Source organism: Pseudomonas sp. UME65 (genome assembly GCF_014170225.1).
GTDB lineage: Bacteria > Pseudomonadota > Gammaproteobacteria > Pseudomonadales > Pseudomonadaceae > Aquipseudomonas > Aquipseudomonas protegens.
In genome coordinates, this window is record NZ_LZZQ01000016.1 from 395761 (window position 1) to 408021 (window position 12261).

Genomic DNA, 12261 nt, shown 5'->3' on the forward strand with positions numbered 1-12261 from the left:
CCATGAACTCTCCACACATGGACTATGCGCTGGCGCCCCGCGCCAGCGGTCCGGCGTCCTGGCTGGAAACCTTTCTGGTGACCGCCCTGGTCATCGGCGTCGGCCTGTGGCTGGCCCCCGAGGACCCCTTGCAGGTGCAGGGCGAGTTTCCCTGGTCGGTGCTGGCGCCGCTGCTGCTGGGGGTGCGCTACGGGTTTGTTCGCGGGCTGATCAGTGCCAGCCTGCTGGTAGCGGCGTTCTTTGCCCTGCGTCATTCGGGGCTGGCGAGCTACGCCCAGGTCGCGCCGTCCTACATTGTCGGCGTACTGGTCTGCGGCATGCTGGTGGGCGAGGTGCGCGACCTCTGGGAGCGGCGTTTGCTGCGCTTGCAGATGGCCAACGAGTACCGCCAGTACCGGCTCGATGATTTCACCCGGGCGCACCAGATTCTGCGGGTCTCCCATGACCGCCTGGAGCAGCGCCTGGCGGGCAGCGACCAGAGCTTGCGCAGTTCCCTGCTGGGCTTGCGTGATCGGCTGCGTGCGGCGCCCAATGGCGGCGACCCGCTGAGCCTGCTGGCCGAGCCGGTGCTGACCCTGCTCGGCCAGTACGGCTCGCTGCGGGTGGCCGGGCTGTACCGGGTGGAGCAGGGCGCCAGTGCGGCGCCACAGCTGAGCCTCTTGGCCTCGATCGGCACCATGGGGCCCCTGGACAGCCAGGACCTGCTGGTGCGTATGTGCCTGGAGCGCGAGGAGCTGGTGAGTGTGCGTGAGGAGCTGCTGGATAGCGGCGCCCAGGCCTCGGTGTCGTCCTTGCAGGCCTGTGTTCCGCTGGTGGACACCCAGGGCCAGGTGCTGGCGATTCTGGCGGTGCGGCAGATGCCGTTCTTTGCCTTCCAGGAACGCACCCTCAGCCTGCTGGCCCTGCTGGCCGGACATATCGCCGACCTGTTGCACCCGGACCCGCAGGTTTTGCAACTGCAGAGCGCCGATGCCCAGCACTTCACCCGCCAACTCAAGCGTTCACTGGTGGATGTCGAGCGCCACGGCCTGTCCGGTTGCCTCTATGCCTTCGAGCTGACCCAGCCCAATGATGAACTGGCGCGGCTGTTCGAGCGTAGCCAGCGTGGCCTGGACCTGCACCTGAGCCTGGCCAATGCACGCGGGCACGAACTGTTGCTGGTGCTGTTGCCGCTGACCAGCGCCGAGGGCGCCCAGGGCTACCTGGCACGCCTGGGCAAGCTGGTCCACGAACACTTCGGCATGAGCGTGGAGCTGGCCGGCCTGGGGGTCAAGGTACTGCCCTACGACCTGGAGTCGGCCCGGCAACGCGATGGGCTGCGTAACTTCCTGTACAACGAGTGTGGCCTGAATGATCAGCAAGTGGCTGTTTAGCGGAGCGCTGTTTTTCGAGATCGGCAGCTGGGCCAGCCTGACGGCGCAGTTGCCCGACCTGCAGACCGCGCTGCTGTATGCAATGACCCATGGCATCGCCTGTGGCCTGCTGACCGCGGCGGTCTGGCTGCTGCTGCCGGCGCGTTATCGCCGGCCGTTGCCATGGAGCCCGCTGTTCATCTTCAGCCTGGCGTTCTTTGTGCCGCTGATCGGGGCCGTCGGGGTGATTGCCGCGATCTTTCCGGCGCTGTACCTGCCGCGCAAGCGCGAGGCGCAGACGTGGCAGGCGGTGGGCATTCCCGACCTGCCGTTTCGCGCTCAGACTCAACTGCATTCGCCCACCTTCGGTGACAGCGGGCTGCAGGATGTCTTGCGTCATGCGCCGGACCCCGACCAGCGCCTGGCGGCATTGCTCGCCACCCGGCGGATGCCGGGCAAGGAAGCGGTGCCGATCCTCAAGCTGGCCCTGGGTGACCCGAGCGACGATGTGCGGCTGTTGGCGTATTCGATGCTCGACAAGCAGGAAACCGACATCAACCAGCGGATCCAGTCCTCCCTGGAACAACTGCCCGGCGCGGCGCCGCAGAAGGCCGGAGCCTTGCACGCGACGCTGGCCCGCTGGTACTGGGAACTGGCCTACCTGGGCCTGGCCCAGGGCAGTGTGCAGCAGCACGTGCTGGGCCAGGCCGGCGAGCATGCCGAACAGGCGCTGAAGCTGGGGGAGGGCGGCGAGCTGCTGTTGCTGGCCGGGCGCATCGCCCTTGAACGCGGTGACGTCGGCAAGGCGCGCCTGCACATGCACCAGGCCGAGGAGGCGGGCATGGACCCGGCCAAGGTCCTGCCGTTCCGCGCCGAAATCGCCTTTGAAACCGGCCGCTATGCCGAGATTCCCGGGCTGCTGCGAAGCCTGCCGGCGCAAATGCAGCAACGTCCGCCCTTTGCCGGGCTGGTAAGGACCTGGACATGAAGAAAACCCCCGACTCAACCCCCATCGCCGATGTCTGCCTGCTGCTCGAGGGCACCTGGCCCTATGTGCGTGGTGGCGTGTCCAGCTGGATCCACCAGATGATCCTCGGCCTGCCGCAGCTGCAGTTTTCGGTGCTGTTCATTGGCGGCCAGCGCGAAGCCTATGGTCAGCGCCGCTATGAGATTCCGGCCAACGTCGTGCATATCGAAGAGGTGTACCTGGAAGAGGCCTGGCGCAACCCCAGGCACAAGCGCGAGGCCCACAGCGCGTCCCTGGAGGAGCTGAGCAACCTGTACCGCTACCTGCACAACCCGCAGAAGCCCGCCGCCGAGCTGGGCATCGAAGTGCTGGCATCCCTGGCCCAGGGGCGCATCACCCTGGACGACGTGCTCTACAGCCGGCCCAGCTGGGAAGCGCTGACCGAAGGCTACGAGCAGCACTGCGCCGATCCGTCCTTCGTCAACTACTTCTGGACCCTGCGCACCATGCAGTCGCCCTTGCTGATGCTGGCCAATGCCGCCCGGCACATGCCGCGGGCCCGGGTGCTGCACTCGATTTCCACCGGCTACGCCGGGCTGGTGGGCTGCATTCTCAAGCAGTTGTGGGGCTGCCAGTTCCTGCTCAGCGAGCACGGGATCTACACCAAAGAGCGCAAGATCGACCTGGCCCAGGCCAGCTGGATCGCCGAAAGCAGCAACCAGGCGCTGAACGACAGCATGGATTCCGGCTCCGGCTATATCCGCATGCTCTGGGTGCGTTTCTTCGAACGCATCGGGCATCTGGTCTATGAAAGCGCCGACCAGATCATTGCCCTGTACGACGGCAACCGCCAACGCCAGATCAAGGACGGCGCGCCCCCCGAGCGCACCCAGGTGATCCCCAACGGCATCGACCTGCAGCTCTGGACCCAGGCCCTGGAGGCCCGGGCCGAAGGCATTGCGCCGGTGGTCGGGCTGATCGGCCGGGTGGTGCCGATCAAGGACGTCAAGACCTTCCTGCGGGCCATGCGCGGGGTGGTCAGCGTGATGCCCGAGGTCGAAGGCTGGATTGTCGGACCAGAAGAGGAAGACCCGGAGTACGTCGCCGAGTGCCGCAGCCTGGTGGCGAGCCTGGGGCTGGAGCAGAAGGTACTGTTCCTGGGCTTCCAGAAAATCCAGGACATCCTGCCGCAACTGGGCCTGATGGTGCTGACCTCCATCAGCGAGGCCCAGCCCCTGGTGATTCTCGAAGCCTGGGCCGCCGGCACGCCGGTGGTCAGCAGTGACGTGGGCTCCTGCCGTGAGCTGATCGAGGGCGGCGAAGCGGCCGATCGCGATCTGGGGCTGGCCGGGGAGGTGGTGGCCATCGCCGATCCCCAGGCCACGTCCCAGGCGATCATCGATCTGCTGCGCAGCCCCGAGCGCTGGAAGTCCGCCCAGGCCGCCGGCTTGGCGCGGGTTCACCGTTACTACAGCGAAACCCTGATGATCGAACGCTATCGCGCGCTGTATCAGACGGCCATGGGCACCGCACACAAGGAGGCTGTGTAAATGGCCGGCATCGGTTTCGAACTGCGCAAGATTCTCTCCCGCGACTCCTACACGGCGACCCTGCACGCCTATGTCTATGCCGGCCTGATCAGTTCCGGGCCCTGGGTGCTGTCGATCCTCAGCGTGATGCTGGTGGGGGTGATCAGCCTCGGGCTGGTGGTGCCGGAGGTCCTGATCCGCCAGTTCCTGATCACCGTCACCTACCTGATGGCCACGTCGCTGATCCTGACCGGCGGCCTGCAGCTGTTTTTCACCCGTTTCGTGTCCGACCGCCTGTTCGAGCGCAAGTACGAGCAGATCCTGCCGAACCTGGTGGGCGTACTCTTGCTGGTGACCCTGGGCTCCGGGGCGCTGGGCATCCTGCTGCTGGTGACCCTGTTCGACCAGGCGCTGATCTACCGCCTGCTGACCCTGGCCAACTTCGTGGTGCTGTGCAACCTGTGGCTGGTGATCATCTTCCTCTCGGGGATGAAGGCCTATAACCGCATCCTTCTGGTGATGCTGGTGGGGTATGGCTTGATGGTCGGCAGCGCCTTCTACCTGCGCTACATGGGCATGGAAGGGCTGTTGCTGGCGCTGCTGCTGGGGCACAGCACGCTGCTGTTCCTGTTTCTCTACGACATCCTGCGCGAGTACCGGGCCGAGAAGCTGGTGGCCTTCGACTTTCTCGACCGCCGCCAGGTGTTTGTCAGCCTGCTGCTGACCGGGCTTTGCTACAACCTGGGCATCTGGATCGACAAGTTCATCTTCTGGTTCAACCCGGAAACTTCGAGCCAGGTGATCGGGCCGATGCGCGCGTCAATTCTCTACGACCTGCCGATCTTCCTCGCTTACCTGGCGATCATTCCCGGGATGGCGGTGTTCCTGGTGCGCATCGAAACCGATTTCGCCGAATGGTACGACCGCCTGTTCCGTGCCGTGCGCGATGGCGAGACCTTGCAGCACATCGGTTCGCTGAAGGCCGAGATGACCTTCTCGATCCGCCAGGGCCTGCTGGAAATCTGCAAGGTCCAGGGGCTGACGGTGGTCCTGCTGTTCCTCTTCGGCCCGCGCCTGCTGGAGTGGCTGGGGATGTCCAGCTACTACCTGCCGCTGTTCTATATCGACCTGATCGGGGTGAGCATCCAGGTGGTGTTCATGGCGATTCTCAACGTGTTCTTCTACCTCGACAAACGCGCCATCGTGCTGGAGCTGTGCCTTCTGTTCGTGGCCCTCAATGCCGCCCTGACCCTGCTCAGCCTGCACCTGGGGCCGAGCTTCTTCGGCTATGGCTTTACCCTGTCGCTGCTGATCTGCGTGCTGCTGGGGCTGACGCGGCTGTCGACGGCGCTGGATGACCTGGAGTACGAGACGTTCATGCTCTCGCGTTGAGGCGTGCACGGGCCCCCTCCAGGCTCGCGTTCATGACGCCAGCGCAAGCCTGGTACAGGGTCGAACGGATCACGGCTCTTTCAGGTAAGCGTTTTTTATCCGCTCCAGCGTGCCGTCCTTGCGCAGTGTCTCGACTGCCGCCTGCAAGTGGCGTACGAGCACCGCATCGCACTGTCTGGAGCAGGCCAGATACAGATCGGTCTTCATCAAGGACGGACTGACCTGCAACGTCCTGTTTGACAGCTTGCGCCAGATAGCTTGCGTTTCGGGAATGCCATTGAACCAGGCATCGACGCGCCCCATCAGCAGCAATTGCGCCGGATTCTCACCAATCTCAAACGGATAAATCTGGGTATCGCTAAAGCCCTCTGCCCGCAGTTTTTGCTCTTGGGCGCTGCCTCGGCCAACGGCGATACGGGCAAAGGTTTCCCGTGCCTGCTGCATGCTCTGGACGCGTTTATCGAGGCTGAAAAACGCTCTATCCATGGTCATGATGGGCGCGATCCAGGTGTAATCAGCCTCTCTTTCTGGCGTGCGCGACAGGGGAATGATCAGCTTGTCGACGCCTTTGCGCACGTTTTGCTGGGCTCGGGCCCAAGGCGCTTCTATGAAGTGCAGGGTATAACCGGCGCGGGTCGCCGCTTCCAGCGTCGCGTCGCCGACGATGCCATGCAGGCCGGCCTGGTCCAGCATCGATAAAGGCGGCGCGTCGACGACGTACAGGTCGAGGCTAGGGGACTCTGCGCCAGACCCTGAAGGCACCCAGACCATCAGAGCGAGCAGCGTCGTCAGGATCAGCGCCCCCCGCTGGCGCAACGTTTGACTCACATGAGTCATGGCAGTAACTCAACAAACAGTGGCATTTCATGCTCTCGGATTAACGCTGCGTATTCGACACGTACAGAGACCAACCCGCAACGACCTGCAAAGCGTGCCGCCAAGATTAGAGGGTTATGCGCAGAGATGGATGGGGTCGACGGATTTTTTGACCTCTGATAGCCATCACGGTTCAGGGCGCGCACAACCGGTGAGGGCATTGACTGGTGCGCTGATACTCACGTTGAACAGCCGTGGGCAGCGCCGTATCAGTAACCTCGCCACCTCTCCAGCCAGGGGGCCAGGCTCTGCGCATGCGCCTGATGCGCATGCAGGGGTTTTACGGGACAGCCTTAAGTTTTAGTTAAAACGCTTCAATCAAACTGCTGATTATCATTCGTAATTGGCTGACTCAGACTGCGTTCGTGCCTCCATGCTCCCTGGAGCAAGAAACGAGCGGTCTATGCCAGTCAATACTGCAACAACCCGCAGCCTGTCCTCAGCGGATGTTCCGCTATGACAGCGCTGTCTGCCCCATCATCCGCGGCCGATACGGCCGTTCACTCAGCCTTGGCCTGCTGCCATCTGCTGCTGCAACTGACCCAGGAGCACGTACCGCAAGCCGCGGCCCCGCAATCCCTGGACCCTGACCCTTCGCGGGACCTGCGCCAGGCGGTCAGGGACTATGCACGCAACGCCGGTGTCGATCTGCGCCTGGAACGCCTGGCGCTGACCCGACTGACCCCGAAGATGCTGCCCCTTGCCTGGCGCAACCAGAGCGGCGAATTCATGCTGCTGGCGCGGCTCTCGGACACCCAGGCGCTGGTGCAGCGACCTTCAATGCCGACCCCGGACATGCTCGATCGCCAGCAGTTGGCCGAGCAGTGGAGCGGGGAGGTGATTCGCTTGCGCCAGAGCGGTTTGCGCTTCGATCTGTCCTGGTTCGTACCGGAGCTGCTACGCCATCGGCGGATACTCGGCGAAGTGCTGCTGTGCTCGCTGTTGCTGCAGGTGCTGGCCCTGGCGACGCCGTTGTTCTTCCAGGCGGTGATGGACAAGGTCATGGTGCACCGGGCGCTGTCGACCCTCGACGTGCTGGTGATGACCCTGGTGGTGGTGGGCCTGTTCGAGGTGCTGCTCAAGGGCTTGCGCGAATACCTGGCGGCGCACACCGCCAACCGCATCGACATCGGCCTTGGGGTCAAGCTCTTGCGCCATCTGCTGGGCCTGCCGCTGCTGTACTTCAAGCAACGCCAGGTGGGGGCGATCATCACCCGGGTCCAGGAGCTGGACAGCATCCGCGAGTTCCTCACCGGCTCGCTGCTGACCCTGTGTGTCGACGTGGCCTTCACCCTGGTGTTTTTTGCGGTCATGGCCTGGATTTCCTGGCCGTTGACCCTGCTGGTGCTGCTGACCCTGCCCCTGTATGCGCTGCTGGCCTGGTTCAGCACCGGCCCGCTGGAGAAACGCATCGAGCGCCAGTTCTACAGTGCGGCGCGCAACACCGCCTTTCTCAATGAAAGCGTCAGCAGCAGCGAAACCATCAAGAGCCTGGCGGTGGAGCCGCGCATGCAGCGTCGCTGGGAGTCGCAGACGGCGCAGATGGTCGAGGCCGGGTTTGCCAGCCAGACCCTGGGCAGCGCCATCAGCCAGACCGTGATGCTGTTGCAGAAAGTCACCGCGGTGGCGGTGATCTGCTGGGGCGCTAGCCGGGTCATCGACCTGCAGATGAGCATCGGCCAGTTGATTGCCTTCAACATGATGCTGTCCCACGTCAGCCAGCCCGTGGCCAAACTGATCGAGGTCTGGCAGCAGTTCGTCCGGGTGCGGGTATCGGTGGACAAGCTGGGCGACATGCTCAATCTGCCGGTGGAGCAGGCCGAGGGGGATCTGCGCCCGACCCAGGCATTGCGTGGCGAAGTGCGCATCGAACAGTTGGTGTTCCGCTACCGCCCGGAACTTGAGTGGGTGCTGCGCGGCCTGGACTTGCAGATCGCCGCGGGGCAGACCCTGGGCATCGTCGGGCCGTCCGGGTCCGGCAAGAGCACGCTGACCCGCTTGCTGCAGAAACTCTACACCCCCGATGGCGGGCGCATCCTGATCGACGGCTTGCCCCTGGATCAGTTGCAGCCGGCCTGGTTGCGCAGCCAGATTGGCGTGGTGCTCCAGGAAAACTACCTGTTCAACCGCAGCGTGCGCCACAACATCGCCCTGCGCCATCCCACCGCCTCCCTGGAAAGCGTGATCGCCGCGGCGCGCCTGGCCGGTGCCCATGATTTCATCCTGCGCCTGCCCCTGGGCTACGACACGGTGCTGGCCGAAGCCGGCAGCTCCTTGTCCGGCGGCCAGCGGCAACGCATCGCCATAGCCCGGGCACTGATGGGCGACCCGCGCATCCTGATTTTCGACGAAGCCACCAGCGCCCTGGATGACGAATCCCAGGCGCTGATCCAGGACAACATGGCGAGCATCGCCCAGGGACGCACGGTGATCATCATTGCCCATCGCCTGTCTGCGGTACGGCATTGCCAACGCATCATCGCCCTGGAACAGGGGCGCATCAGTGAATCGGGCAGCCACCAGCAACTCTTGGCCAACGGCGGTTGCTACTCGCGCCTGTGGGCGCTGCAACAGGCGCTGTGCAAGGAGGCGTCATGAGGTCCGGTGCACTGTTGTCTCGCTTACGCCGCGCCTGGCAGCGCCTGGGTGACGCGCGGACGCTGCTCAAGCGCAGCCGCGACGAATACGAGTTCCAACCCGGCTACCTGGAAATTGTCGAGCGGCCACCCGCGCCCTGGGCACGTGGCACGGCACTGCTGCTGATCCTGGCGATCCTGCTGGCCCTGGGCTGGGCGATCCTCGGCTTTCTCGACATTCATGCCAGTGCCGCCGGGCGCCTCATGGTCTCCAGCTACACCAAGGTGATCCAGGCGCACGAGGCGGGTGAAGTTCGCGCCATCCATGTGCGTGACGGGCAGCGGGTCAAGGCCGGCGAGGTGCTGGTGGCGCTGAACCCGATCGGCATCGACGCCGAGTTGAGCGAGTTGCGCACGCAACTGGACTTCAAGCGTCTGGAACTGGCCCGGGCCCGTGCACTGCTGACCCCGGACCCCCTGCACAGCTACCAGACGCCTGCTGGCCTGGATGCACAGCAGGTCGCGGCGGCCCGGGAGCAACTGCTCAGTACCTGGAAGGAAATCAGCGCCAACCTGGACAGCCTCAACGCCGAAATCGCCATCAACCAGGCCAATCAAAGGGCTCGGGGCAGCGAGATCAGCGCCTTGGGCAAGCTGGCCAGCAATGTGCGCAAACGGCTCCATGCACGCCGGGCGATGGCCGCCGAACAACTGATGCCCCTGGTGGAATTGCTTGAGCAGGAAAAGGAGCAACTGGACGTCGAGCGTTCGCTGGCCCAGCAGCAGGCCGAACTGCAGGTGCTCAAGGCCCAGGCGCAGAACCGTCGGGAGCAGCGCGACAGCTTCCTGGCCAGGACCCAGCGCGAACAGCATGAATTGCTCAACCGCAGCCAACAGGAGATCGCCGTGCTCGAGCAGCAACTGATCCGTGGCCGCGACCGGCAGCGCCTGCAAACCCTGCTGGCGCCGGTGGACGGCGTGGTCCAGCAGCTAGCGGTGCATACCCTGGGCGGCGCCGTGCAAGCGGCGCAGCAGTTACTGGTGATCGTGCCCGAGGGCGCCGAGCTGGATGCCGAGGTCATGGTGCTGAACAAGGACGTCGGTTTCGTCAGGGCCGGCCAGCCCGTGGAGATCAAGGTGGATGCGTTTCCCTATACCCGCTACGGCACCTTGCGCGGCACCGTGGCCCATGTCTCCGGTGACGCCATCAAGGACGAACAGCTGGGGCTGGTGTTCCCCACGCGGATTCGCCTGGAGCGTGCGGCCATTGCCGCAGGGCAGGGCTGGATGCCCTTGCAGGCGGGGATGAGCGTGACCGGCGAGATTCGCACCGGCGAGCGGCGGGTGATCAATTACCTGCTGAGCCCGATTCGCGAGTATCAGTCCGAAGCGTTGCGGGAGCGTTGAACATGACCCGCGCTTTCGATGCCGCTTCTGAACCCTCACCGACAATGCTCGACACCGGCCTGCACGCCCTGGCCTGGGCCGCCCGGCGCTTCGACCTGAGCATCAGCGTGGCGCAACTGACTCACCGCCTGGGGCGGGTTGAAGGAGCGGCCGACAGCCTTGACCTGCGGCGCTGCGCCGGCTGGATCGGCCTGCGCGCACGGGCAGTGCAGAGCCGGGTGCAGCGCTTGCATCACCTGCCGCTGCCGGCGCTGCTGGACACCACTCGGGGCTGGGCGGTGCTGGACGCGGTGGAGGGCGACCGGGTCCGGGTGTTCTGGCCGCTGCAGGGGCAATGCCAGACCCTGTCGCGCCAGGAGCTGGCGACGCTCTGGCAAGGCCATGATCAGGGACGGGGAGAGGTGTTGCTGCTGGCCGAGCGGCATGTGCAGCTGAAGACGGGTGGTTTCGGCGTCTCCTGGTTCCTGCCGTCGATCCTCAAGCATGGGCGCCAGTTTCGCAGCGTGCTGCTGGTGTCGCTGATGCTGCAAGGCGTAGCGCTGGTCACGCCGCTGCTGTTCGAGAACATCATCGACCGGGTCCTGGTCAGTCGCGGCCTGTCGAGCCTGCAAGTGCTGGGGATCGCCATGCTGGCCCTGGCGCTGTTCGAACCCTTGTTCGGCCTCTTGCGGTCCTGGCTGTTCAGCAATGTGGCGAGCAAGATCAACGCCGAGCTGTCCGCGCGCCTGTACCAGCATCTGATCCAGTTGCCGCTGGGTTATTTCCAGCGGCGCCAGAGCGGCGAGATCATCGCCCGGGTCGGTGAGATGCAACAGATCCGCCAGTTTCTTACCGGCTCGGCCTTGACCCTGGTGCTGGACCTGGCGTTCTGCGGCTTGTTCATCGCCGTGATGTACAGCTACGCACCGCTGCTGACCTGGGTGGTGGTGGGCTCCCTGGCCCTGTATTTCCTCTTCTGGCTGTGCGTGGGCCCCTTGCTGCGCAGCCGGGCCTTGCGCGAATACGAGTTGAATGCGGCCAACACGGCGTTTCTCACCGAGACCGTGACCGGCATCGAGACCATCAAGACCGGGGCCATCGAAAGCGCCTTCCAGCAGCAGTGGCAGCGCCAGCTGGCGGCTTATGTGCGTGCGGCGTTCCACACCCGCATCGTCGGGATCTGGGCCGGGCAGGGCATCGGCCTGATCCAGAAGCTGACCGCAGCGCTGTTGCTGTGGTGGGGCGTGATGCTGGTGCTGGACGGCCAATTGAGCCCCGGCCAACTGGTGGCCTTCAACATGCTGGCCGGGCATGTGGTGGAGCCGATCCTGCGCCTGGCCCAGGTCTGGCAGGACTTCCAGCACACGCTGATTTCCCTGCGCCGCCTGGGGGACATCCTCGACAGCGACTGTGAAAGCGGCAGCGGCGGCCTGGCCTCGGTGCCAGCGTTGCAGGGCGGGGTGAGCTTCCAGGGGGTGCGTTTTCGCTACGAGGAAGACGGCCAGGAGGTGCTGCGCCAGCTGGATCTGGAGATCCAGCCGGGCGAGTTCGTCGGCATCACCGGGCCTTCCGGCTCCGGCAAATCGACCCTGACCCGCCTGCTGCAGCGCCTCTATGTGCCCCAGCACGGCCGGGTGCTGGTGGACGGCATCGACCTGGCCATCGCCGATCCGGTGGCCCTGCGCCGCAACATGAGCGTGGTGCTCCAGGAAAGCGTGCTGTTCGCCGGCAGCGTTGCCGAGAACATCCGCCTGTGCCGGCCTCAGGCCAGCGACGCCGAGGTGCGGCAGGCCGCCAGTCTGGCCGGGGCGGCGCCCTTTATCGAGGCCCTGGCCCAGGGCTACGAAACCGAGGTGGGCGAGCGGGGCGGCCAGCTCTCCGGCGGCCAGCGTCAACGCATTGCCCTGGCCCGGGCCCTGCTGACCAACCCCGGCATCCTGTTGCTGGACGAAGCCACCAGTGCCCTGGACTACGAGTCGGAAGCGGCGGTGATGGCCAACCTGCAGGGCATCGTCCGCGGCCGCACGGTGATCAGCGTCGCCCATCGCCTCAACACCCTGCGCCATGCGGACCGGATTCTGGTCATCGATCAGGGCCGGGTGCTCGAACAAGGCACACACCAACAGCTGCTCGCCCTGGACGGGTTGTATGCCCGGCAGTGGGCGCTGCAGATGAAGGATTGA

At 65.0% G+C, this 12261-nt stretch carries 8 protein-coding genes; 7 read left to right on the forward strand and 1 reads right to left on the reverse strand.

The annotated features are described in order from the left end of the window. The first annotated feature begins 2 nt into the window (after window positions 1–2). From A9971_RS26960 to pelG, 4 genes are read left to right on the forward strand one after another with little or no spacing between them, the layout of a single operon-like run. Window positions 3–1373, forward strand: coding sequence for a PelD GGDEF domain-containing protein (locus A9971_RS26960; RefSeq protein WP_015635591.1), 1371 nt, complete (start codon window positions 3–5; stop codon window positions 1371–1373). Then, a complete protein-coding gene (locus A9971_RS26965) occupies window positions 1351–2340 on the forward strand; it encodes a HEAT repeat domain-containing protein (RefSeq protein WP_011061264.1) in 990 nt (329 codons plus the stop codon). The genes A9971_RS26960 and A9971_RS26965 overlap by 23 nt, the downstream gene beginning before the upstream one ends. After that, window positions 2337–3869 (forward strand): GT4 family glycosyltransferase PelF, encoded by a 1533-nt coding sequence (pelF, locus tag A9971_RS26970; RefSeq protein WP_041118175.1) that lies wholly within the window; start codon window positions 2337–2339, stop codon window positions 3867–3869. The genes A9971_RS26965 and pelF overlap by 4 nt, the downstream gene beginning before the upstream one ends. Beyond that, a complete protein-coding gene (gene pelG, locus A9971_RS26975) occupies window positions 3870–5240 on the forward strand; it encodes an exopolysaccharide Pel transporter PelG (RefSeq protein WP_011061266.1) in 1371 nt (456 codons plus the stop codon). 69 nt (window positions 5241–5309) lie between these two features. Here the strand turns inward: pelG and A9971_RS26980 are convergent, their stop codons facing one another. Next, a complete protein-coding gene (locus tag A9971_RS26980; protein WP_041118176.1) occupies window positions 5310–6077 on the reverse strand; it encodes an ABC transporter substrate-binding protein in 768 nt (255 codons plus the stop codon). 495 nt (window positions 6078–6572) lie between these two features. Between A9971_RS26980 and A9971_RS26985 the strand changes: the two genes are divergently transcribed. The 3 genes from A9971_RS26985 to A9971_RS26995 are packed head-to-tail and all read left to right on the forward strand — an operon-like array spanning window position 6573 to window position 12261. Then, entirely contained in the window at window positions 6573–8714 is a 2142-nt protein-coding gene (locus A9971_RS26985) for a type I secretion system permease/ATPase (protein WP_183000186.1), read from the forward strand. Next, window positions 8711–10099 carry an HlyD family type I secretion periplasmic adaptor subunit gene (locus A9971_RS26990; protein ID WP_072441861.1) on the forward strand — a complete coding sequence of 463 codons (1389 nt, stop codon included), beginning with the start codon at window positions 8711–8713 and terminating at the stop codon, window positions 10097–10099. The genes A9971_RS26985 and A9971_RS26990 overlap by 4 nt, the downstream gene beginning before the upstream one ends. A gap of 2 nt (window positions 10100–10101) precedes the next feature. After that, window positions 10102–12261, forward strand: coding sequence for a type I secretion system permease/ATPase (locus tag A9971_RS26995; RefSeq protein ID WP_183000187.1), 2160 nt, complete (start codon window positions 10102–10104; stop codon window positions 12259–12261).

Bases quoted from the DNA above. Each gene is read 5' to 3' on its own strand.
- A9971_RS26960 (WP_015635591.1), top strand. From the start codon at position 3: ATGAACTCTCCACACATGGACTATGCGCTGGCGCCCCGCGCCAGCGGT.
- A9971_RS26965 (WP_011061264.1), top strand. From the start codon at position 1,351: ATGATCAGCAAGTGGCTGTTTAGCGGAGCGCTGTTTTTCGAGATCGGC.
- pelF (WP_041118175.1), top strand. From the start codon at position 2,337: ATGAAGAAAACCCCCGACTCAACCCCCATCGCCGATGTCTGCCTGCTG.
- pelG (WP_011061266.1), top strand. From the start codon at position 3,870: ATGGCCGGCATCGGTTTCGAACTGCGCAAGATTCTCTCCCGCGACTCC.
- A9971_RS26980 (WP_041118176.1), bottom strand. From the start codon at position 6,077: ATGACTCATGTGAGTCAAACGTTGCGCCAGCGGGGGGCGCTGATCCTG.
- A9971_RS26985 (WP_183000186.1), top strand. From the start codon at position 6,573: ATGACAGCGCTGTCTGCCCCATCATCCGCGGCCGATACGGCCGTTCAC.
- A9971_RS26990 (WP_072441861.1), top strand. From the start codon at position 8,711: ATGAGGTCCGGTGCACTGTTGTCTCGCTTACGCCGCGCCTGGCAGCGC.
- A9971_RS26995 (WP_183000187.1), top strand. From the start codon at position 10,102: ATGACCCGCGCTTTCGATGCCGCTTCTGAACCCTCACCGACAATGCTC.